At 37.9% G+C, this 23,366-nt stretch carries 23 protein-coding genes; 12 read left to right on the forward strand and 11 right to left on the reverse strand.

All coding sequences use genetic code 11. The features are described 5' to 3' along the window. Positions 1-30 precede the first annotated feature (30 nt). From GYM62_RS06305 to GYM62_RS06315, 3 genes are all read right to left on the reverse strand, one after another. Positions 31-1,032 (reverse strand): 1-acyl-sn-glycerol-3-phosphate acyltransferase, encoded by a 1,002-nt coding sequence (locus tag GYM62_RS06305; RefSeq protein ID WP_219958768.1) that lies wholly within the window; start codon positions 1,030-1,032, stop codon positions 31-33. Next, positions 1,029-1,931, reverse strand: coding sequence for a bile acid:sodium symporter family protein (locus tag GYM62_RS06310; protein WP_219958769.1), 903 nt, complete (start codon positions 1,929-1,931; stop codon positions 1,029-1,031). The genes GYM62_RS06305 and GYM62_RS06310 overlap by 4 nt, the downstream gene beginning before the upstream one ends. Positions 1,932-2,000: 69 nt before the next feature. Then, positions 2,001-2,429, reverse strand: a complete 429-nt coding sequence (locus GYM62_RS06315; protein ID WP_219958770.1) for a two-component system response regulator — start codon at positions 2,427-2,429, stop codon at positions 2,001-2,003. A gap of 61 nt (positions 2,430-2,490) precedes the next feature. Between GYM62_RS06315 and GYM62_RS06320 the strand changes: the two genes are divergently transcribed. Both GYM62_RS06320 and GYM62_RS06325 read left to right on the forward strand, forming a co-directional pair. Then, positions 2,491-2,955 (forward strand): hypothetical protein, encoded by a 465-nt coding sequence (locus tag GYM62_RS06320; protein WP_219958771.1) that lies wholly within the window; start codon positions 2,491-2,493, stop codon positions 2,953-2,955. A gap of 186 nt (positions 2,956-3,141) precedes the next feature. Continuing rightward, positions 3,142-4,395, forward strand: a complete 1,254-nt coding sequence (locus GYM62_RS06325) for a dicarboxylate/amino acid:cation symporter (protein ID WP_219958772.1) — start codon at positions 3,142-3,144, stop codon at positions 4,393-4,395. Positions 4,396-4,482: 87 nt separating this feature from the next. Here the strand turns inward: GYM62_RS06325 and GYM62_RS06330 are convergent, their stop codons facing one another. Together GYM62_RS06330 and GYM62_RS06335 are read right to left on the reverse strand one after the other, a co-directional pair. Then, positions 4,483-4,683 (reverse strand): dodecin family protein, encoded by a 201-nt coding sequence (locus tag GYM62_RS06330; RefSeq protein WP_091653902.1) that lies wholly within the window; start codon positions 4,681-4,683, stop codon positions 4,483-4,485. Between the two features lie 192 nt (positions 4,684-4,875). Beyond that, complete coding sequence (locus GYM62_RS06335; RefSeq protein ID WP_219958773.1) at positions 4,876-8,118, reverse strand: DUF5689 domain-containing protein; 3,243 nt, start codon at positions 8,116-8,118, stop codon at positions 4,876-4,878. A 289-nt stretch (positions 8,119-8,407) separates the two neighbouring features. On the opposite strand from GYM62_RS06335, the gene GYM62_RS06340 reads away from it, so the two are divergent. Beyond that, a complete protein-coding gene (locus tag GYM62_RS06340; RefSeq protein WP_219958774.1) occupies positions 8,408-8,830 on the forward strand; it encodes a hypothetical protein in 423 nt (140 codons plus the stop codon). Here GYM62_RS06340 and GYM62_RS06345 read toward each other — a convergent pair. Further along, on the reverse strand, positions 8,827-9,702 hold the full coding sequence (locus GYM62_RS06345) for an aldose 1-epimerase family protein (RefSeq protein WP_219958775.1): 876 nt from the start codon (positions 9,700-9,702) through the stop codon (positions 8,827-8,829). The genes GYM62_RS06340 and GYM62_RS06345 overlap by 4 nt on opposite strands. 361 nt (positions 9,703-10,063) lie before the next feature. On the opposite strand from GYM62_RS06345, the gene GYM62_RS06350 reads away from it, so the two are divergent. Then, the gene (locus GYM62_RS06350; RefSeq protein ID WP_219958776.1) at positions 10,064-11,062 is read left to right on the forward strand and encodes an IS110 family transposase; all 999 of its coding nucleotides are present in this window, start codon (positions 10,064-10,066) and stop codon (positions 11,060-11,062) included. A 327-nt stretch (positions 11,063-11,389) separates the two neighbouring features. On the opposite strand, the gene GYM62_RS06355 is transcribed toward GYM62_RS06350, so the two are convergent. Continuing rightward, positions 11,390-12,694: an APC family permease gene (locus GYM62_RS06355; protein WP_219958777.1), complete on the reverse strand. Its 1,305-nt coding sequence runs from the start codon at positions 12,692-12,694 to the stop codon at positions 11,390-11,392. A 61-nt stretch (positions 12,695-12,755) separates the two neighbouring features. Here GYM62_RS06355 and GYM62_RS06360 point away from each other — a divergent pair, with 61 nt between their 5' ends. Continuing rightward, complete coding sequence (locus GYM62_RS06360) at positions 12,756-13,838, forward strand: SRPBCC family protein (protein WP_219958778.1); 1,083 nt, start codon at positions 12,756-12,758, stop codon at positions 13,836-13,838. A gap of 261 nt (positions 13,839-14,099) precedes the next feature. Here the strand turns inward: GYM62_RS06360 and GYM62_RS06365 are convergent, their stop codons facing one another. The 4 genes from GYM62_RS06365 to GYM62_RS06380 all read right to left on the reverse strand — a co-directional run bounded on the left by GYM62_RS06365 (position 14,100) and on the right by GYM62_RS06380 (position 18,156). Then, positions 14,100-14,399 carry an EthD family reductase gene (locus GYM62_RS06365; RefSeq protein WP_144605152.1) on the reverse strand — a complete coding sequence of 100 codons (300 nt, stop codon included), beginning with the start codon at positions 14,397-14,399 and terminating at the stop codon, positions 14,100-14,102. Positions 14,400-14,584: 185 nt separating this feature from the next. Beyond that, positions 14,585-15,910: an aminotransferase class I/II-fold pyridoxal phosphate-dependent enzyme gene (locus GYM62_RS06370; RefSeq protein ID WP_219958779.1), complete on the reverse strand. Its 1,326-nt coding sequence runs from the start codon at positions 15,908-15,910 to the stop codon at positions 14,585-14,587. Continuing rightward, positions 15,910-17,157 carry a sodium:proton antiporter gene (locus GYM62_RS06375; RefSeq protein WP_219958780.1) on the reverse strand — a complete coding sequence of 416 codons (1,248 nt, stop codon included), beginning with the start codon at positions 17,155-17,157 and terminating at the stop codon, positions 15,910-15,912. Before GYM62_RS06375 ends, GYM62_RS06370 begins: the two co-directional genes overlap by 1 nt. A 285-nt stretch (positions 17,158-17,442) precedes the next feature. Next, positions 17,443-18,156: a head GIN domain-containing protein gene (locus tag GYM62_RS06380; protein ID WP_219958781.1), complete on the reverse strand. Its 714-nt coding sequence runs from the start codon at positions 18,154-18,156 to the stop codon at positions 17,443-17,445. 171 nt (positions 18,157-18,327) lie between these two features. Between GYM62_RS06380 and GYM62_RS06385 the strand changes: the two genes are divergently transcribed. The 7 genes from GYM62_RS06385 (at position 18,328) to GYM62_RS06415 (ending at position 23,360) form a co-directional block, all read left to right on the forward strand. Further along, on the forward strand, positions 18,328-18,933 hold the full coding sequence (locus tag GYM62_RS06385) for a DUF1684 domain-containing protein (protein WP_219958782.1): 606 nt from the start codon (positions 18,328-18,330) through the stop codon (positions 18,931-18,933). A gap of 106 nt (positions 18,934-19,039) precedes the next feature. Beyond that, a complete protein-coding gene (locus tag GYM62_RS06390) occupies positions 19,040-19,600 on the forward strand; it encodes an AraC family transcriptional regulator (protein WP_219958783.1) in 561 nt (186 codons plus the stop codon). 296 nt (positions 19,601-19,896) lie between these two features. Beyond that, positions 19,897-20,244: a hypothetical protein gene (locus tag GYM62_RS06395; protein WP_091653883.1), complete on the forward strand. Its 348-nt coding sequence runs from the start codon at positions 19,897-19,899 to the stop codon at positions 20,242-20,244. 20 nt (positions 20,245-20,264) lie between these two features. Continuing rightward, the gene (locus GYM62_RS06400) at positions 20,265-20,435 is read left to right on the forward strand and encodes a hypothetical protein (protein WP_219958784.1); all 171 of its coding nucleotides are present in this window, start codon (positions 20,265-20,267) and stop codon (positions 20,433-20,435) included. A 22-nt stretch (positions 20,436-20,457) separates the two neighbouring features. After that, complete coding sequence (locus GYM62_RS06405; protein ID WP_139217481.1) at positions 20,458-20,643, forward strand: general stress protein CsbD; 186 nt, start codon at positions 20,458-20,460, stop codon at positions 20,641-20,643. A 66-nt stretch (positions 20,644-20,709) separates the two neighbouring features. After that, positions 20,710-21,792, forward strand: coding sequence for an acyl-CoA desaturase (locus tag GYM62_RS06410; protein WP_255590598.1), 1,083 nt, complete (start codon positions 20,710-20,712; stop codon positions 21,790-21,792). A gap of 122 nt (positions 21,793-21,914) precedes the next feature. After that, on the forward strand, positions 21,915-23,360 hold the full coding sequence (locus GYM62_RS06415) for an aminopeptidase P family protein (RefSeq protein WP_219958785.1): 1,446 nt from the start codon (positions 21,915-21,917) through the stop codon (positions 23,358-23,360). Positions 23,361-23,366: the final 6 nt, after the last annotated feature.

Genomic DNA, 23,366 nt, shown 5'->3' on the forward strand with positions numbered 1-23,366 from the left:
CCTCCAAATACTATTTGGTATCATTTCAACTTATTCTTGTGGGTTCTTGTTCCATAAGAGACTTATCCAGGCCATGATCAGAAAGGAAAGGGCCCAGCTTCCCAAAGGGCTCTCTAATGCAAGAATAAGAAGCAAAAGGTAATAAATAGGGGCTAAGAAGAAACCGATCAAAAACTTAAACGTGGATTCAAAAACCCGATCTTCTATTTTGGGACTGATAGAAAGCCAAATCCAATAGAGTGGAAAATGGAATACTTTCATCAGTTTATTTTTGATAGGAGAGGGCCTATCTACCGACTCAATGATATTCCCTTTACCCAAAAACTCACTTACTGCCTTTTTGGAAGTGACATCAACTTCTGCATCAAGAATCTTTTGTAGATTCTCATCATATCCTTCGTCAGGTATTTCTACCACCATGGATTGGAGAGTTTCTTGCACTTTTTTGGTAAGTAAGCCTGATTTGGAAGGAGGCATATCCACAGGTATCGGCTTTCCAAAATCGATTATGACCAAACTTCCAGATTTTTTATGGGCACTAAACTCTAATGCAACAGGCAAAATCAATGGCTCTAATTGAGGGTATTTTTCCTTGAGTCCAAAAGCCATGCGGGTAAAGCCCTTACTCAAAGTTCTGACATTTCGCACAATGCTATGGCTACCTTCGGCGAAGATCACCACAGTCCCATTTTTTTTCAAAACTTCAAATGTGGCCTCAAAAGTTTGTTGATTTTGTTGGATAGTAGAAAATCCATCTCTGACTCGATATACAGGAAGCATCCTGATATAGTGAAGGATTTTGGATACCATGGGATTTTTAAACACTGCAGCCCTAGTCAAAAACCAAGGCTTCAAATTGGTATGGGTGGCTAATAATAGGGGGTCTATGAGCGCGTTTTGATGATTAGCAACCAGGATTACAGGGTGGTTTTTAGGAATATTCTCCTTACCCGAAACCTTGATTTTATTGAAGTATAGGCGTAAAGCGATTTTAACCAATAGCCTCAAAACGGCATTAAAAAGATCTTTCATTTTCTAGATTTCCATAAACTGGCAACAAGCATTCCTGAAATCAAATGCCAAATTCCCCATAAGGCCGTGATGATAGCCATTCCTCCAAGGCCTTCAAAGTACGTAAAAATTAAAACTAGCCCCAAGCCGGAATTTTGAATTCCTGTTTCGATGGTTAGTGTTTTGACATCGGGCAAAGGAAGTTTTCCCAATTTTGCTGTAAGGAATCCTGTAGTCAAGGCAAGCAAATTATGAGCAAAAACCCAAAGGAAGATGATTGAAATATATTGAAGGAATATTTCAAAATTACCCGCAAAAGCCAAAACTATAAAAGCTCCAAATATCACAATACTTAAAGGCTTGAGAATTTTTTCTGCTTTTCTAGCAAACTCAGGGAAGTAGCTTCGGGTTAGAATCCCTAATACCAGTGGGAGACCTAGAATCAATGAAATGGTGATGAAAACATCAGTGACATCCAAGCTAATTGCTTTTAAAAGAGTAGAGGTTGGTTCGTAAAAACCTGCCCATAGCGAAAAATTCAGAGGGGTGATCAGAATTGAGGCTAGTGTTGAAAAACCAGTCAAACTAACAGATAATGCTGTATTTCCCTTTGCCAAACTGCTTAGAAAATTAGACACATTTCCACCGGGACAGGCTGCAACTAGAAACATACCCAAGGCCACACTTGGAGGAGGTTGAATGGCTAGTATAAGAAGCCATGTCATGAAAGGAAGTAGAAGAAATTGAGAAAGAAGTCCTAGGAAAAATGGCTTGGGATTCTTCATTAGATATTTGAAGTCCTCAAACCTTAAATCCAAGGCTACTCCATACATAATCAAGGCTAAAGCAAGATTTAAGGCGAGTAAATCCTTGGGAGAAAAATTTAAACGGATGGCGTCAAGAATCTCGGGTGAATTCATTAGCCCTAAAATTCATCCAATCTCGAGAAAAAGCAAACAATTATTTTGAAAGGGACTTATGCTTGGTGATTATTCTTCCTTTACAAATTCATGTTTTTTCAAAAAATCCATAAAGAGGCTTACTGACATGGGTTTTTGAATGTAATCTTTTACGACAGGGTAAGAAAAGGCTTTTTCCTTGTCAGAACGGTCTATGGAGCTGGTGATAATGGATATGTAAAACTGATTTTTGATACTCTCCGGTAGTGCTGAAAATTCATCCAAAAAATCCCACCCGTCCATGACAGGCATATTTATATCCAGTAATATCAAAGTAGGTTTTTCGCTTTGGTCGATTTCATTTTGAGAAACCCGCTTCTGAATTTCTTGCATAGCGGTCTGGCCGTTTTCAAATTGAGTGATTTCTCTGTCAAACTTGAGATTAGCTAAGATCCTCTTTCCGAGCATTCTAACGATCGCATCATCGTCTACAAATATGATTTCGTTTAATTGAAACATCCTAACATTTGAATAATACTTCGAATGTATTGCATTATTTTCATTAAATGTATTCAAAAACGTGAGAAAATCTTTCTTTTTTGATGACTTACAAAAAAATCTGTATCAACTGATGCTTAGTGTACGTATCAGGAAATATCAAAACAATTTTAATTTTAGATTTATGAAACATGTAACCATGATCTTCCTTTTAGGAATGATATTTTTCTCTTGTCAAAAAGATGAATTGCCAGTTTTGGTTTGCGGTGTTGAGGACCCAGTTGAAGACTTAGACTGGTTGAATGAGCAAATACGTGAGTTAGAGGGTTCAGATTTTGGAGCATTCCAATACTTCACACAAGCAAAATCGGGTAATCAAGATATTTTTATTTTAAAGAATTGCTGCTCAAACTGCAATTCTGTTTTCCCAATTTATGATTGCCAGGGAAATGAACTGGGTAGTGTAGGTGATAGTAGATTTCCAATGAGTGCAATTTCCGATGAAAAGGTAATTTGGAAATCTTCAAACTCACTCTGTAATGTTTAGATTAATTTGAATTATTCATAGAGATAAGCTAAGAATCCCTGGTTTTTAAATGGCTTTAGATCAGATGTTTATATTATTATTTTCTGGTTTAAAAAAATATTTTTCTTGGTTTGGAATGGGGCATGAAAAAGCATCAAATTATTTGCTTTCATTTGCGATTTGAATAGACAATTGCCCCATCCTTTCATGAAAAAAAACCTTCTTACTTATTCGATTATTGGGGCAATGGTGCTCGGAATGATCGTTGGATTTTCAATTTTCAAAAGTGAAGATCCTGAATTAATCAGTGCCTATAGTGGTAATATCAAACTGCTAGCCACCATCTTCATCCGTCTGGTTCAGATGATTATTGCCCCTTTAGTTTTCTGTACCCTAGTAGTGGGCATAGCTAAGTTAGGAAATGTCAGGACAGTCAGTAGAATAGGAGGTAAGGCGATGATTTGGTTCTTTTCTGCCTCATTAGTTTCATTATTAATTGGCTTAGTGATGGTCAATTTTTATGAGCCAGGGATGGGAATGAATCTAAGTTCTGAAGATGCTGCTGGAGTAGCTGATGTGACAGCAAAGACAAAGCAGTTTTCCCTTTTAAATTTTGTGGAGCATATAGTTCCCAAAAGTGTTTTTGAAGCCATGGCTACCAATGAGATTCTTCAATTGGTTGTGTTTTCCATATTCTTTGGAATTGCTTTGGCCGGTTTAGGTCCTACAGCTTTGCCTTTGATCAATGCTTTGGAAATAGTAGCTCATGTAGTTTTAAAAATGGTTGGCTATGTGATGATGACCGCTCCGTTAGGCGTGTTTGGAGCTATTTCTGCCGTGATCGCCACCAGAGGCTTGGATATATTATTGACCTATGCCAAGTATTTCGGGGCATTTATTGCCGGTATCTTGGTTCTATGGATGGTCTTGCTCTTGGTAGGCTATTTGGTTATTGGAAAAAGATTACCAGACTTAATACGAGGACTATTTGGTTCTATGGTGATTGCTTTCAGTACAACCAGTTCAGAGGCAGTTTTTCCAAAGCTAACTGAAGATTTAAAAAAGTTTGGATGCAATGACAGAATCGTGTCTTTCACTTTGCCATTGGGGTATTCTTTCAATCTGGATGGAAGTATGATGTATATGACTTTCGCCAGTATTTTTATTGCTCAGGTTTATGGAATCGAATTGGATTTGGGTACTCAACTCACTATGTTGTTGGTGCTTATGCTGAGCAGTAAAGGCGTAGCTGGTGTCCCTAGAGCGAGCTTGGTGGTAGTGGCGGCTACCTGCGGAATGTTTGGAATTCCTGTAGAGGGAATTGCTTTAATATTGCCAATAGATCACTTCTGTGATATGTTCCGGAGTGCGACAAATGTACTGGGAAATGGATTAGCTACTGCAGCTGTCAGTAAGTGGGAAGGTGAACTTCAAACAGTTGAGGAAAAAGTTTTGATTTAAAAGTTGAGGTTGAAATTTGACCTAATAATCGGTGATTAGTAAAATGAAAAGGCGCAGTGCTCAGCTGCGCCTTTATTTATTTAAATTTTAATCAACTCTGAAGGATACTTTACAGATTACTCCGTAAGAAATGACTTTGCCATCTTTTACATGAACCTTGGTGTCTTTCAGCCATACAGAATCAATATTCCGGACTGTTTTAGAAACCTCTGCAACAGCATTTTCTATTGCAGATTCAATTCCTTTTTCTGATGAAGCTATTACTTCAATTACTTTCACTAGTGCCATGTTATTAGGGTTTAATGTTGAAAATTATGCTATCAACCAATCTTAAATATCAATAGATCAGTTTTTTATAGTATCTATAATTTACCAATAAATACATGGGTAAAAAAGTCTTCGAGGCTTTTATCCTCAAAATCCGAATTCAAAAAAAAGCCTGGTCTAATTGGGACCAGGCTTAATGTATTTTGAATCAAATTACTTTTTCATCAATCGAATCATTTTAGTCTCCTGACCATGATTCAAATGAAGATAATAGAATCCTTTTTTCAATTGTTTAGATCCAATGATCAGCTGGAGCTTACCAGAATTGAAGCTTGAAGTTCCGCTTTGAACTAACTCACCTTTTTCATCAAATAGGATATAAGCAACTTCAATATCCAAGTTGGAATCCAAAGTAATGTTTACTTCATCTTCTAATGGGTTTGGATAAGCCTTTTGAACCTTCGCATTTCTGAAACTAGCCTCTTTGCTAATAGATTCAGAATTGCTTTCACAAGGAATCAAACCGCAATCTCCAAGAGTTGCTCCTTTTCTCAAGAAGGCCGGAACTGCCTCAGGTGCCACACAAATGGTTTGAGTTTTTCCAGAATTGCCATTGGAAGTGCAAACCAATACTTTATCATCCTTGGATCCGCATCTCACATCGACCACGCAAACAGTGACTTCGTCTTGAAAGATATTCCCTGCATCATCTCTCACAGTAAGTGTGTAAGTAGTGGTTTCGGATGGTGAAACAGTTATTTCTTGTCCCGTTTGACCATTACTCCAAGAATAGGTGTAATTGCCACTGCCACCACTTGCATCGGCGGCTTTTAGTGTGGTAGAAGCTAAAGGTTCATATCCCAAATAAACAATTGCTCCCTCTCCTGCATCTGAGCTAATGCCTTCACCTGCAATAAACCTGACAGATACAGGTAAATGGTCGGAAGTGGTATTGGCATAATTAGCAACAAGATTGAAAGGAATAAACAACTGCTCAGATCCCTCTAAATAATTGTCATAAAGCTCATTGGAAATTGTGATGTGATCAATGACATTATCATTAAAGATAAAGGATCTCAAACCTGCTTCGCTCAAGGAAAGGGTTACCCCGTTGAAATCAGGATCGCTGATAATAACTTCATAGGTGCTAGGACCTCCGCCAATGGAAATGTCCAAATCATCATTGTAATCCCCTAATAGGATGATATTGGCATCTGAATAGTAGGCATCTAAAGTATCCTTCAATGCAAGGTTATCAAATCGTTTTCTGGCCAAATCATCTCTGCTTGAACCGGATTTCGCGTGAATGTTGATAAAGTTGATTCGCTCTTTGACTCCGTTTATATCTGCAACAGCTTCCACCAACCAAGGCAATCTGCCACTTGACCAGAATGAAGATGGAGTTCCTGTTGGATATTCATCCAATAGGTTATTCAATCCCAATCTAGCTTCATCATAAATCTGTTCGAATAGAACTTTAGAAGACTGGATTTCTAATACAGCCGTATTATAGATTAAACATAGCTTTTGTGGTGGGAAAGTAGGATCGGGAGCCTCAAAAGATCTTGAGAATCTATCCGAACATATGACTTCGTATCCTGGTAGCTGTGAAACCACGAAAGCCAATAAATCTTCATCTGAAACTTCTTGTACTGCGATTACATCCGGCAAAGTAGCTTGAAGCACTTTTATAGCATTTTCTGCTTGCAAGCTTACATTGCTTGGACCAAAGTTCGCGATGGTGGCACCAAAGAACTCCATATTCCAAGTCATCACATCTAAGGTCTCTGCATTTGGAATATCAGAGCCGGCTGCTTCGTATGGGCTTGTACCCGGTAAGTCCTCTATAAATCTAGGAAGTAATTGGAGACTTCCTCTGAAGCTTCCTAACACTCCCGTGATGGTTTGTGCCTCAGCTGGTATCACTCTTCCAACCAAACTGCTGACATCTCCATCGATTCTCAATTCAAGACTTCCGCTACCATCTGTGATGGTATAATTACTTTCTGGGAAAAAGAGACCTTTGGAAATAGCAAAGGCAGCATTTGGAATGCTAATCAATTGTCCTTCTACTCCTGAATTAATCTGGCTGATGGAAAGTGCTGCAGGCACAACTTCATTTCCAGAACTTATAAGTTCTAATTCAGAAATATTGACAATTTGAATTTGTTGGTTGAAGGCTCCAATAGATCCTAAAATCCTGATTTCGTCTCCTATTTGATAATTGCCAAGACCATGAACTTGGGAGTCAAAAACCGGGATTCCACCAGTAGCATCTTGTATGAATGCAGGTCCACCTAATTGATCACTAACAGTCAATACGCCTTGTACTAATACTTCTGAACCAATTCCTTTATTTCTTGCCTCTGCTATGGAAATTAAAACTGGTTCTGGGTCTACGATTACACCTCCAAAACTCTGTCCAGTATTGACTTGATTATAGGTATTGGTAATTGAGGTGGAAGACCATGTAAAGTCTGTGTATTTGGTTCCAGTACCTTGTAGCTGTAAAGAAGTACCAACAGGAGTAGATGAAATTTGAACGACGCCTATATCCTCGCTTAGTAAGCCATCTGCTGGACCACCAACTGCTGTGAAAACTCCCTCATAACTTAAAAACTGAATCACTTCATTAGAAGGATTCACCAAAGCGAATCCATCAGGAGCACCATTTTGCAATCCATTGATAGCAAAAAATTTAGTCCCAAAGCCATTGTCCTGGTCAGGAAGCACTCCAGTAAGATTCACAGTGCCATAAACAGCTCCACCATTTCCATTATAAAGAATCAATTTATACCCTTCTAGGTCTAGACCAGCTGAGCCCGCTACTTCAATGCCTTCATCCACATCGCTACCTACATTGTCATAGTGTAATTCATTTACAAACAGCACAACTTCTGAAGAAAAGGTCTGATTTGTATTGATTGAACCAAATGTTTCAGCGCTTTCGGTTTGCCAGGTAAAATCTGTGTAAGTACTGCCTGTACCCCCTAATTGTAAAGAAAATCCTATTGGGGTAGAGGAGGTTTCTTCAACTCCAATATTGGTGCTGGTTAGGCCGTCAGCAGGACCACCAACAGCGAGGAAAGTTCCTTCATAACTAAGGAACTGAACAACAACTCCGTTATTAACTAAGGCAACTCCATCTGGAGCTCCATTTTGAATTCCATTGGTAGGATAAGTTAGGGTTACAAACCCAAAGCCATTTCCAGAATCAGCGATTGTACCTGAAAGAGCTCGGGTATTGTAGGATGCACCATTTGCCCCATTGTATAAAACCAATGACCATCCTGTCAAGTCAGTACCAGCAGGTCCAGCTATTTCTATAGCCTCACCTACATCTGTTCCCACATTATCATAATGAATTTCGTTGATAAAAACTTCTTGAGCCTGCAGTCGGAAGCCCGTAAAAAGCAGTAGAAAAATCCCCGCTAATCGTAGTAAATTTTTTTGCATAGAATGAATTTTAAAATTGTCTTTAAAGATGAGTTTTAATTCCAAAAAACTGTAATTATTCAAGGTTATTATTTTGTTATTCTTTGATAAAATGAAGGGAATAACAATTTTAGAAAAAGGATTATGGCTTTCTTCTAAATCACTACTTTAAAATCTAAAATTCTGTTTTAAAAAATAGTTTGAAAAATAATGCTAAATAGCTTTTTATGAGTTTGTTACGCATTTAAATGTATTCCAAATCCCTTATTTTTTTTCTAAATTTTCAGAGCCTGATTTTAATAATACTTTCATGGAATTTAATGCGATTTACATTGTAGATCCAGACACTGCTTTTCATTCAGCCATTCAAAAATTCACAGATAAAATCGGTGTCAATACCCCTATTTTTTACTTCACCAATGGAGATGATTTTTTAAACGAAAATCCAAAATCAAACTATAATCCAAGAAGCAACAGGGAAAATTTAATACTTCTCGACTTAAATGCTCAAAATGGACTAGGTTGGGAATTCTTGAAAAAGTTTGATGGGCTTGATTACCAGTTTAAGTCCTCTTTTCAAATCGTTGCACTCTCGGAAGAACTCAGCCTTTCTGAAAGAAATCAAGCATTGGCTTATCAATCTGTTTCCTTTTACTTTCACAAGCCATTTACTTACCGGGGTTTTATTACTATGGTGGAAACCATCGTCAATGATCTTCCTTCCTCGATTTAATGAATAGTGATAGTGTAGCTTTTTTGGGTTTTCTTTTTTGATTCTAGCAGAATGATTCCTTCTTTATGGATCAATTTTCCATCCGAATCAATTGAATCAGCAATACCCAACCATGGTTCTATGCACACATATGGAGCTTTGGACTTTGCCCATATTCCCAAATAGTCAAAATCCTGAAAGCTCATACTCAGAACTGGACCGTTTTTTTCTGAAACCAAGCTAACTTCCCTTGACTTTAGATTTTTAAATATCAAAGCATCCTTATCAAACAGGTTTGCGTGCAATTTTAACTTATCAGTAGCCTTCAACATAGGAAGCGGCTCTTTGCCAATCAGACCATTTTCCAGCACTGGCCAGGTGGAATCGGTCTCTTTCTCTTCAAATTTTACGAAATAATCCTCGTACACCTCCCCTTGATGAATCGGACAATTGAATGCAGGATGTCCTCCTAATGAAAAATACATGGTTTCAGAGCCATGATTCGTTACCTCGTGTAGGACCTCCAAAGTTCTTCCTTTAAGGGAAAAGATTATTTTTAATTCAAATTTAAATGGATATGCAAGAAGAGTTTCTTCATCCCATTGCATTGAAAATGTAAGTGATTCAGCAGTTTGATCAAATAAAACCGGTTTGCTCGAATTTCTTACTATTCCGTGTTTTGGAATCTTGTAGAATTTCCCATCATATTCAGTTTTTCCATCTTTTAATGCGCCTATAATTGGAAAAAGAATAGGAGCCTGACCATTCCAAAAACTTGGATCTCCTTGCCATAGGTGTTCTATTGCAGTTGACTTGGAAATAATGGAGGTTAGCTCCATGCCAATTGCGTTGACTTTAACAGCTAATTCTGAATTTTCTATTCGATAAATCATATTAGATAAACAATTTATTTATTATCTGATTTTCGGCAATCTTGCTATTTAACATATTTTCTTTATTTGAGCGATTTGAAGACCGATGACCGAAGACCCAGCCACGGCCTTTAGGTTTGCAAAGTAGAATTATTTGAGAAAATCAGAGCTAATATCTTTACGATTATTAAGTGACTCAGATATTGAATAAATTGAAAAAGAATGGGGTGAACTTTCGCCACGGCTAGGCTAGCGACCTCTTGCCAGTATCAGTCCCCATTCTTAGTTGAGTTGCCAGTAACCAGTTAGAATTTTAGGCTTTAGGCCTGTTAAAGGTTTTAGTTTCCGCAACTCTCATTTGTTAAACTTCAATGTCTAAATTATGAAATTCAAATCAATTATTGGAGTCGATGTAAGTAAATCTACACTTGATGCTTATCTGAAGATCAACCAATGCCACGCAGTCTTTGAAAATAATGAGAAAGGTTACCAGGAGCTGGTGGAATGGGTAATGGAAAACTCTGGGTTAATACTCGCAGAAGAACTGCTTTTCGGATTTGAATCCACTGGGATTTATTCTTCAGAACTTGCTTTGTTTCTTGAAAAGCACTCCCTACCATTTTATATCATCTCAGGACTTGAATTAAAGCGATCCTTGGGAATAAGAAGAGGTAAGTCAGACAAGGCAGACTCTAAAGACATAGCTGAATATCTTTATGAAAAGCAGGAGAAGATTATCCCCACTGTTCTTCCCAAAAAGGTCATCCAGGATCTCAAAAAGCTGTTTAATTACAGAGAGCGACTTGTAAAAGACAGAGCAGCTTACATCACCCGTATCAAAGAATATGAAGCTGTAGTTTCAGAAATCAAATTAAAAGTCTATCAAAAATCCAATACCGAAGTGATCGCTTGTTTGGATAAGCAGATCCAAACCGTGGAGAAAGAAATAGACAAACTTTTACGCAAAGATGAACTGTTAATGAACCAATATAAGCTGATTAACTCTATCAAGGGCATAGGCCCACAGACAGCTGTTGCACTTATCGTCTTAACAGAAGGGTTTACCCTATTCGATAGCTGGAGAAAGTTTGCCAGTTATGCAGGAACAGCACCGTTTCCCAACCAGTCAGGTACATCCTATCGAGGGAGAACCAAAATCAGTCCGCTGGCGAATAAGAGAATTAAAACACTGCTGACATTATGTGCAGGCACAGCCATCCAATACAGCACTGAGATGAAGACCTATTACAAGAGAAGAACCGGTGAAGGGAAAAGCAAAATGAGCACACTTAACATCATCCGAAACAAACTTCTCGCAAGGGCTTTTGCCGTTGTCAATCGAAATTCCAGCTATGTAGACATATTAAAATATGCCGCATGAAAAAAAACTGAAAATCTTCTTGCTTAAACCTTAGAATACTGACAGGCGAAGCTTTCGGATTCTGATCCTTTCAGCAGACAATAAGCCCTATTTTTGTCAATACTGGTAATAAAGCGGGGATCCATTTAATTTGTTTTATAGAGGTCAGATAGAATGCCCAAGATAATCATCCCCCTCCCGATCCGCCGCGGCGGATCGGGACAAGTTGTTTGAGATTTTTCCTCAGGGGCATTTCATCTGTTTATAATTTGTTATTCAGTGGTCAGATGGAATCTCGCACCACTTAATAATCATGCCTGAGTGTGAGGTTTTTCCACATGCTCGATTTCATCTGTCATTTTTTCTGTTGAAAAGATAAATAGGAATCCCTAGTAAAACCCCAATTCCACCCCAAATCAAGGCCTCTTTTCCTGAACCCAATAAAATCCAAATCCCAAAACCCAAACCAATAAAGGAAAGACTGATATTTCTAAATGAAGGCTTAAAACCTAATTCTGATTTTATTGAAAATTTCAAAAAGGAGAATGCTGCTGCAATGTAAAAGAGTAGGGAAGTAGCCGAAGTCAATAATACCATAAAAGAATATAAGTCTCCGAAGCCCTTGTTGGAGTTGAATAAAAGCAGAACTGAAATAACTGAACTTGAGAGAATTATTCCTGTACTGGGTGAGCCATGTTTGTTGACAAATGCCAGGGATTTCGGTAATAATCCATCCCTTGCCATGGAGTTAGAAATTTGACCCTGAACCAAAATCCAAACGTTCAGAGCACCTAATGTGGATATACATGCTCCAATGGCTATAAAAAATCCTGTGTTTGTTCCAAATAGTTGGTTCGCAGCATCTGTGAAGGGGGCAGTGCTTTGAGCTACTTCGGAGGGAGGAAGAATTCCAAATAGAGAAATAGAACTGAACAAGTACAGAAAAACGACCAATCCAACTCCTATGAGTGTGCCCTTTGAAATATTTTTCTCTGGGTTTTTAATATTCTCAGCCGGTATAGTGGCAGCCTCTATTCCCATAAAGGCAAAAAAACAAAGTACAGAGGCCGTGGTGATGGCCTGAATAGAAGAAACCTCAGAAATATTTAATGGAATAAAGTGATTGATGTCAAATACAAAAAGACCCCCAATAGCAATTATCAGGATAGGAATAATTTTAAGTAGGGTAGTGACAACTTGAAGATTCCCCGATCCTCGGATACTCAAGCTATTTAAGATAGTTAAGCCCCAAATAACCAATAAAGCAATTGAGGTGGTAAACCAAGGTTGACCTTGAAGCTTTGGAAAAAAAACAGAAAAATAACCAGCAAAGGATAAGGATATGGCAGAATTGGTACTCCAAACCGATAGCCAAAAACCCCAAGCGACTAGGAAGGCCGGGAATTTCCCAAAGGCTCTTTTAGTGTAGGCATAAGAGCCGCCTTGTTCGGGTATGACTTTACTGAGTTTCCCCATCATGGCTGCCAAGGAAGTAGCCCCAATTGCAGCGATAACCCAACCTAATAAGCTAATCCCGCCAAATTGGGCTAAAGCAGCTGGAAGCGTGAAGATTCCTGAACCTATCATACCCCCGGCCACCAAAGAAATTACTGTAATTAATCCTAGTTGACGTTGGGGAGAAGTTTTTTTCAAAAGAAAAAATGAATTGAATGGAATTAAGTAATTTGGCTAGTAATCAAGATACTAAGAAATATTGAAACCTTTTTACATAGACCCAGATATCACGAAGGCCGAAACTCTGCCTTCCAGTTTTTACACTTCGCAGGAGGTATATGATGCTTTGATTGAAAAGGTCTTCGCTAAAACTTGGCAATTCATTGGAGATCAAAGTTTGGTGGGTTTAGATTCCCAAGTTTATCCTTTTAAGTTTTTAGAGTTTGGATTAGAGGAGCCTATGCTGCTGAGTAATGATCAAGGAGATATTAACTGTCTTTCAAATGTTTGTACGCATCGAGGGAATATCCTCTGCCATCAAGGAGGAAACACAAAAAATATTACCTGTGCCTACCATGGAAGAAGATTTAATCTCAAGGGAGAATTTCAGCATATGCCCCAATTCAAGGAGGCAGAAGATTTTCCTAGGAAAGAAGATCATCTTTACTCATTTCCTATCAAGAAGTGGGGACCTTGGCTTTTTACAGCATTAGAGCGCGGGATGGATTTTCAAGCTGTCTTAGATGTGATGGATAAAAAGGTAGGTTTTCTCCCTTTGGATGAATTTAAACTAGATACAAGCAGAAATAAGGATTACCTGGTCAATGCTCACTGGGCACTTTATTGTGACAATTACTTAGAAGGTTTTCATATTCCATTTGTTCACAGTGGTTTGAATGAAGTCTTGGATTATGGCAAGTATGAAACTGAAATACATGGCTTGCTCAATTTGCAGATAGGGCATTCCTCAGGAGGAGATCATGTATTTGATTTACCGGAAAATCATGAAGACTACGGCAAACAAATCAGTGCTTATTACTTCTGGATATTCCCCAACATGATGTTTAATTTTTATCCATGGGGCTGTTCTATCAACGTTGTCAAACCCATTGCTCTCAATAGAACCAAAGTCAGTTTTATTACCTACGTTTGGGATGAAAGCAAATTAGATACTGGAGCGGGGGCTTCCTTGGATAAAGTAGAAAGGGAAGATGAGTTTGTGGTTGAAGGAGTCTTTAAAGGGATGCATTCCAGAATCTATCAGACTGGAAGATTTTCTCCTAAAATGGAATCAGGAGTTCATCATTTTCATGGCTTGTTAGCAGAGTTTTTAAGAGGGTAGGAGATGAAATAACCCTAAAAAGTGTGGCATTTGAAATTTGATAAAAGTTTTTTGATAATCTTAAAAATTCCGGACTAAGTAATTAACTGATATTTGTATCCTCTTTCTTACCAGAATTGAATAAAATAAGGCTTATTGTCTGTTAAAAGGATCAGAATCCGGATGCTTCGCCTGCCAGCCGTGGCTGGGTCTTCGGTCATCGGTCTTCCAACCAATCAAGCAAAGAAAATAAGGCAACTGGGATGATTGCGAATAATCAGATTAACTAATTTCAGCAATACTTACTTCAACTCCTCCAGTAGCAAAATTTGGAATATCCTGAACTGCTGCTTGACCTTCTTCTGAACTCATAGCTGATTGAAGATCCTCCATGGATGCAAAATACAATTCAGCCATTCTATAGTTGGTTGCTTTTTTGCCATCTGGAGTGCCTATAAACTTGCAAGTCTCAAGTCTTTCACAAGATATTTTTCTAGCAAGGTGCATATGAGTCTCCATGTAATACTTTTCAAAATCTTCAGTATTCTTTGGATGTCCGTATACTACCACTAGCTTAATCATCAGTTACTCTCTTTGATTTGGTAGAAGGTACGAAAAAATAACCTAGTATCAAATAAAAAAATGAATTTAAAATATTGATAATCTGAAACTTAATATGGTTTATTCAAATCAAAAATTGAATTTTATAGTAGTTTGAATTCGGGTTTTTGAAACACTTTATTAATCCGAAAATGACCTTTCGCTTATTATTTTTCTGCTCTTTGTTGAAGTACAAATTTTGAGAACCGGTCCATTGCAACTCGTAAATCGGCATGTTTAAAACTGGAGATCACCAAACGGTATAAGCCTTTTTGTTTGTGGCCAAAACCATTACTAGGAGTCAATAAAATTTTGGTCTCTTCATAGACTTTAAGCCATAATTCATTTTCGGCTTGTTCTGTTTTTGCCTTCAAAAATTCTGATAAATCCATCCAGACAAAAAGGCTTCCGTATGAAGGGCTATACCTCAATTCTAACTTTTGCAGAGTCCCCCTAACGATTTTATAGGATTGATTCAGTGCTTTTTGATAGGTTTCAATATAGTTTTTCATGAAAGCTTGATCATTCAAAACTTCTTCGAGCAACCACTGGGTATGATTAGAAACCCCATGTGAAAGACCCACGTTTCTGTAAGCTTGAATGAAATCTTCATTATAGGTGTGAACTACACCGATACGAAATCCTGAGATCCCTAAATCTTTGGAAAAAGAATACCAATGATGTAGGTATGGGCTTTTTTTCTGGTTCATCAGGTTGCCGAAAGAATAAAACTTCAATTGCTTTCCATAATCCGCCGAAACTACCGGGTCTTCAGTGTCGATCAAGGAAAGCCCGTATATCTCATTCACTATTAAATGAATGTGATTGGCTATGCACCAATCGGCAACTTCTTCCTGCTGTTCTTTAGAATAAATCCCTCCTGTAGGATTATCAGGGCTTGTCAAAATGAGCATCCTAAACCTGCTGCCACTTTCCTCAATTTCCTTTTTAGCTTTTTCTAATTGAGAAATCTGCAATGGAATCCCATCTTTTAATTCTCCAATATCAGAGTGAGTCTGGAGATCGTAACGCTTGACACCGGGGAAAACTCCAATATCTCCCGTGTAAACTGGGTAGCTCGGGGCTGGAATTACTGCGGTATCTCCAGGATCAGCTAATAAAAAGGCTGTCATTTCAATCACAGAAGTGGCCCCAACCGAAAGCCCCAGTGTTTCAGGGTCCACAGTATGATTCATCAGAAAGTCAGAATAATAGCCAGCAATCGCCTCTCTAAAACTCAGTACACCGGCAGGATCTCCATAACTCGTAACCCAATCAGGGATTTCTTTTTTGCTGGAAATTTCCTGCATTTTCTCTTTGAGTATTTCCCAACAAAGCTGATTTTCTGCTACATTCATTGGAAAAGTACCCGAAGGATTGTCCTTGTCATGGTAGATATTATCCATGGCATCCAAATAGACTTCTAGGTCAATCCGCATGGGATTTTCAGATGCAGCTTTTCCCTTTTGAGAAAGGGAATTTGAATTGCTCATTATTGAGGGGTTTTGCTGAGGATTTTTTTAACTAATGGACCGATACTCAATCCTTGTATGATAATGGAGAAAACTACTATCACATAAGTGACAGTCAGAAACAGCTCCCGTTCCATGATTGGTTCTAAAGATAAGGCCAAAGCAATGGAAATCCCACCTCTGATTCCTCCCCAGGTCATCAAAAGACCTGTCTTAGGAATAAAATCCAGTTTTTTCCTGAATAATATGATAGGACCAGAAAGTGCCAGATAACGAGAGGCCAAAGCAATTGGAATGGCTAAAACCCCTAGTAAAATATATTCTGCATTAATGGTGATGATCAATAATTCAAGTCCGATTAAAACAAATAAAATGGCATTTAAGAAAACATCGATCAACTCCCAGAATTTGTCTACATAATTCTGAGTTACAGATGACCAAGCAGTTTCGGGCGATTTATTTCCAATCAAAATCCCGGCGACTACAACGGCAAGAGGACCTGAAAAATGTAGATAGGAGGCCAATGCATATAAGCCCATTACCAATGCCAAAGTGAGTAAAACCTCGGTTTCATAATGATCTATGCTTTTCATCAGTTTGAACGCAAGCCAGCCCAAAACCAAACCTAAAGCCAAGCCCCCAAATACCTCCTCAAAGAAAAGTAAACCAACTTCCTCAGCCTCAACAGATGCTATTCCTCTTTGGGCTATAGATAATAGAACCAAAAACACCACGACTCCAACTCCATCATTGAAAAGGGATTCTCCTACAATTTTGATTTCAAGTTTTTTGGGAGCATTCGCCTCTTTGAGGATACCCAATACTGCGATGGGATCAGTAGGAGAGATCAATGCCCCGAAAAGTAGGCAATAGATGTAGGCAATCGGATGACCGGTTAATTCAGCCAAGAAATAAAAAAGCGTTCCGATCAAAAAGGTGGAAAGCAAGACCCCAAAAGTTGCGAAAAGCATAATAGGCCCTCTTTGCTTAGCTAGCTCATCCAATTTGGTATGCAAAGCTCCGGCAAAGAGTAAGAAGCTCAGCATGATTTCGAGCAGTACTGTTTTAAAATCTATGGATTGAATCAAGCTTTTGGACTGCTCTAAAACAGCACTTTCAAAATAGCCTAGAATTAAGATCACCAAGGTGAAAAGCATGGCTATGATCATCAAACCGATGGTAAAAGGTAGCTTTAAGAATTTGGTATTGATGTAAGCAAAAAGTGCAGAAAGTATGGTCAGAATAGTAATGATGGTAAATATTTCCATAGAATTTTAAAGAGTGTTGTTTGAAAATTCTGATTATCCCTAATTGAATCACCTGCCAAATTATCATTGATTTTGGGCAAGATGCTTCGATTTTTGCCTTTAGGCTATGGAGTCGTTTTGCATTGGTGACCGATGATGGAAGTTAGAAACCAATTATTGTAAACTTCAGGGATCGTATTGATTTTTAGTAGACATAAAAGCGGATATAAATAGTTTTAATCATGATTAAAAACAGAGCTATCAATCAAAATCTATGATGAATGCTAAATTCAATAGGAGAGAGCGTTAATTTCTATTGACATTTCCCAGCCCTTTAATTTCCTCCTTGATTACAGTAGGATTACCGGTATAGGTCACGGAACCCATTCCCTGAGCATCAATGGATAATTCACCTTCACAGTGAACTTCCACATTGCCCATTCCTCTTGATTGTAAATCCATCGTTTGGGTGATCAAGTTAGATGCCTCGAGATTTCCCATTCCTTCAAATTTGATTTTAGCATAGGTCGCAGTTCCTGATAAGTCCACATTTCCCATCATATTAAATTGCGCATCCAAACTTTCTGCTTGAATTTCCATTTCCACATTTCCAACTCCATCTCCCCGTATCATCAATTGACCAACTTCAAAGGTGTTTTTTGTTTCTATATTCCCTACACCATCAAAAACTAGCCTTTGTAAATCTGCTATAGTTAAATGGATTTCCGGAGTTTTATTTTTGAAGAACTCAGATCCATCAGGATCAAAATCAATAATTAATTCAGAACCGTTTTCTGATATTTTTAAATACTCCATGGCTTTCTCGAAGCCTTTGATCTCCATGGATTCGAGGTCTCCCTGGCTTAGGTAAAGGTTGATTGCGCCTTCTAGTTTGATTTGATTGATCCCGCTAATGTCTCGGGTATCTGTCATCATGGAACCCCAATCTTTTTCAGATCCAGATCCGCAGGCAAAACCTACCCAAATCATCAAAATGTAAATAATGTTTAGCTTCTTCATAGTGTGTTAATATTGGATGTTTGAATTTATAAAATATATGCTTCGAAGTGTCAGATCAGTGGAAGGTTATTTTAATTCCAAACTCAAAAGTCTTTTTTCTTTTTCTATAAAAATTGATATCCAATGATTTATAATTTATATTTTAATAGCAATCCTTAACCCATTAGCGCTGTGTTTCTATCAAAAAAATGTTTAGGCCTCTGTTTTTCATTCTGCCTCCTGCTTTCTGGAGCTTTTGCTCAGTCTCATACTTCTGATGTTCTGGCATTTCAGGAAAAGTTGAATAAAAGCTATGCTGATCCAGACAAATCACCTTTGAGTAAAGAAAAGCTGCAAGAGTTTGAAGGTTTGCCTTTCTTTCCAATTGATGAAAACTATCGAGTGGTGGCTACTTTCCAAAAATTACCAAAAGTCGACTTACATACTTTTAAAACAAGTGACAATCGCCTCAGAGATTACGAGAAATATGGCATAGCAACCTTCACTTTGGACGGCCAAGAAATGCAGCTGACACTTTTTAAAAGTATCAGTAAAGTCATTACCCCCGGTTATGAAAATAGTCTTTTTCTTCCTTTTACTGATCTAACAAATGGAAAAGAGACCTATGGAGGTGGGAGATACATGGATGTTGAGATTCCGGAAGGAGATAGTATTGTTCTCGATTTTAACAAATCATATAATCCCTACTGTGCCTATAGTACCAATTATTCCTGTCCAATTCCCCCCAAAGAGAATGACTTACCGGTTTATATAAAAGCAGGAATTAAACATTTCTAGGTTGACAAGTACACTTTTCCAATCATTAGATGATTAGGTGGGATCGAGTGATTCCTTCTCAGAAATAGCTTAATTGTTATCATTATTATTCAACCCTTATCCTCTCATGAAGCTTTATATTAAATACATGGTAAGTCTGAGATGCAAGATGTTGGTGAAGGATGAGCTTCAGAAGTTGGGTGTAAAAAATATGATTGTGGAGCTGGGAGTAGTGGAAATCTTAGAAAAATTCAGCGAGAAACAAAGAGCTAAGTTTGAAAAGAATCTCAAAAAAGCCGGTTTGGAGTTATTGGATGATAAAAAAAGCATTCTCATTGAGAAAATAAAAAATGTGGTGATCGAGATGATTCACTATTTGGATGAGTTGCCCAAAGTGAATTATTCAGACTATATCAGCGAAAAATTAGATCTCAATTATACTTATTTGGCCTCAATTTTTTCAGAGGTTAACGGGATCACCTTGCAGCAATTTATCATTCTTCATAAAATCGAACGAGTGAAGGAATTATTGATTTATGATGAATTGAATCTAACTGAAATCGCCTACAAGTTGCATTATAGTAGCGTTGCGCATTTATCCAATCAATTTAAGCGCATCACCGGCCTTACGCCCACTTTTTATAAAGGCCTGAAAAATAAGAGAAAGCAAAACTTAGAAAATCTTTAAAAATCCTGCAGAGACTTTTTGAAGTCCTAAACATTGGATTTATGTAACTATCTGTCAGATAGGTGTAACACATTAGGATAATAATTAAGCGAACTTTAGAATATGAGATAAATAGGCATAAACTGCCCATTTCTCTAGAGTCTAACCTAACACATCATGTCTAAAGACAAAAAGCGAAGCGAAAAATCAGGTGCCAAGGCTCCTCAAAAAACTTTAAAGGAAAAACGAGAAGCTAAATCCATCAAGAAAAAGGAAAAGAAAAATATGGACTAACGGAAACCTAATAACTCAAAGTCATGAATGATTCTGAATTAATAAAATCACTTCCTCAAAATATAGGAAGCGCAATAGAATATTGCCATGGCTCCATAGTCAATAAAATAATTCTAAAGCAAAACACAGGAAATGTCACTTTATCCTCTTTCGACATTGGAAATGTGCAGGTCTATTATTTCCCTTTTGATCATCTGATTCAGGTGATCGAAGGAAATGCATCAGTCTGCATAGATAAAAAATGGAGTACAGTCGAAGAAGGTCAAATCATAATATCTCCTGCTCATGTAAAACATTTGGTGAAGGCGAATCAACGATTTAAGATGCTTTCTACCATTATCAAAAGTGGATATGAGGACGTCAGGATATAATAACGTAAAAAAATAGAATCATGGAAAATGATAATAACACGAAGTATAAAGCAGGAGATAAGGTCTACACCAAGGTTAATCCAACAGTTCCTTTAATTGTAAGAAGGTTTTATAAAGAGATTTATTACTGTACGTACGCTGAAGATCCTGAGAAAAAAGAATTGGCTCTTTTTGAGCGTGAAATTATATAAATGGAAACTTATTAAATCTATTATGAGAATCATCAGAAGTTGGAGAGAACAAAAAGCAATGCTCAAGCAGCGTTTTACTTTTTTGCTTGATGCGGATTTTGAGTATCCGGAAGGACAGAGAGAAAAAATGATGAAAAAGCTTTCTGTCAAATTGAACAAAACAAGAGAAGAATTGGAGCTGCTTTTCGCTGAACTCCAAACTTACTAACCAACCGCTTTGAATTGGTCTATGCTATAAAATCCTAGATCAACTGAGGCGCTAATCAATGAAACAATGAAACATGTAAAATTTGAAAAAAGAAACGACGCTGAATTTTCAAAAACCTTAAATAAAAGAGTAAACGATTATTTCAGCAGCTCAAATCATAACAGATTTGGAGGGAAAGGAATGGTTATCAAAACTGTCTTTATGCTATCGCTATTCTTCATACCCTTAGTAATTCTGAGTACGGGAATAGTCACTAGCGTAGGACTAGTCTTTGCACTATATATCTGTAGTGGACTGGGTATGGCAGGGGTAGGCATGGGAGTTATGCATGATGCAATCCATGGATCTTATTGTAAAAATCCAACTGTCAATAGATGGGTGGGCTATACCATGAATTTGATTGGTGCCAATGCAAACGTCTGGAAAATTCAGCACAATGTTTTGCACCACACGTATACAAATATTGATCACGAGGATGATGATATCAATGCTCCGTTTTTCCTGAGGTTTTCTCCAAATGCCAAACGCTATTGGATTCATCGTTTCCAACACCTTTACATCTGGTTTTTCTATGGACTTTCTTCCTTTTCATGGATCACCTTGAAGGATTACGTTAAAGCTACGAGGTATAGAAAAATGGGATTCTTTTCCAAAAAAGGGGAGTATTCCAAGTTGTTGATGAAAATTACAGCATGGAAACTCCTTTATTACTCTTATGCTCTGATTTTACCTCTAATAATGATTCAGCTCCCTGTTTGGATCATTGTCGCTGCTTTCTTGAGCATGCACTTTGTAACAGGGATTGTCATAAGTGTGGTTTTTCAGACGGCTCATATTCTTTCCAGTACCTCATTTCCTCAAGCTAATGAAAAGGGGATCATTGAAAGTGAATGGATCAAACACCAAATGGCAACTACGAGTGATTATGCTCCTAAAAGCAAAGTTTTTTCTTGGCTGATAGGTGGCTTGAACTTCCAAGTAGAGCACCATTTATTTCCAAATATTTGTCATGTTCATTATAACAAGCTAGCCAAAATAGTCTCCCAAACAGCCAAAGAGTTTAAAATACCTTATTTGGTCAGAGGGACATTTTTTTCAGCTCTATGGGACCATATCCTGATGCTTCGTCAATTAGGAAGAGCCAATTAATCAGAGCGGGATCAATTCCCGCTCTTTTTTGAATATTATTCAAATCCAGAAAATGTGCCTTGTTTTTAAATAGTACTTCCTGCCAAAGAATTTTTTTATATTCAGGAAGATAAATCACTACTATGAAAAAACTTATTTCCATTTGCTTACTTGTTTTGACAAATATTTTTTCTCTTCAGGCGCAAACCAACTACTATTTCCAATCAGAGTTTTCTAAGGCAGAATTTGCCAAAAGAAGATCCCAGATCTTTGATCAAATTGGGAATAAGGCAATCGCAGTAATTCAGGGAGCCAGTGGAATTCCTGGATTTAGTGTTTTCCGCCAATCCAATAGCTTTTATTACCTCACCGGAATAGAAACTCCCAGGGCCTATTTATTGCTCAATGGAAGGAATAAAAGAGCAACGCTTTATCTCCCTCATAGAGATGAAGCTATGGAAAACAATCAAGGAAAAGTATTGTCAGCGGAAGATGCTGAACTGGTTAAAGAATTGACCGGGGTAGAGCAGGTAAAAGGCATAGAATTCTTATCGGCAGATTTAGTAGGGTCTGGATTGATCAAGCCTCCCGCACCGGTTCTGTTTACGGAATTTAGCCCGGCTGAAATCGGTAATGACAGTAGAGATGAGATACTTTTTGGCCTTGCAAGAAATGCCTCAGATCCATGGGACGGATCTTCCACCAGAGAAGCCAGATTTATCCAAACATTGAACAGCCGATTCCCACAATTTGAAATTAAAGACCTGACACCGATTTTGGATCAGATGCGCTTGATCAAAAGTGAAGAGGAAATTGCTGTCATCCGAAAAGCAACTCAAATTGCAGGATTGGGAATCATAGAAGCCATGAAGTCTACACAACCCGAAGTTTATGAATATCAATTGGATGCTGTGGCAAAATATATTTTTTACTTATACGGATCTCAGGGGGATGCCTATCCAGCTATCATCGGAGGTGGAACCAATGCCTATATGGGACATTATTTTCATAAAAAAGATATGCTTCAGGATGGTGATTTGGTCTTGATGGATTATGCTCCGGATTATAGGTATTATACCAGCGATGTAACCCGGATTTGGCCTGTGAATGGCAAGTTCACTGAAGAGCAAAAGCAATTATACAATTTTATTGTAGCCTATAGAGATGCTTTATTCAGATACATCAAACCCGGAGTGACTTCTGATGAAGTATTGGATAAAGCAGCGGCAGAAATGAAAGAATATTTGAAAGATAAAAGCTTTGTAAAGGAAAGTCATAGAAAAGCTGTTGAGGATGGTTTGAAGTTTAGAGGACACTTCCAGCATCCAGTAGGGATGGCGGTACATGATGTAGGAGTAGTAAGGGGAGTTCCTTTGAAAGAGGGGATGGTATTTACCATAGATCCCATGATATGGCTTCATGATGAGCGCCTTTATATTCGGATAGAGGATGTGGCTCTTGTGACCAAAGATGGGGTAGAAAATCTCAGCGACTTTGTGCCTTCCAAATTGGAAGATGTTGAGGCTACGATTCAGAAAAAAGGATTGATGGATTTTAGGCCTCCAGTTGATCTATCAAACATGAAATAAACACTG

The sequence above is a fragment of the Algoriphagus sp. NBT04N3 genome, from assembly GCF_019443765.1.
In the GTDB taxonomy this organism is placed as follows: Bacteria; Bacteroidota; Bacteroidia; order Cytophagales; family Cyclobacteriaceae; genus Algoriphagus; species Algoriphagus ornithinivorans.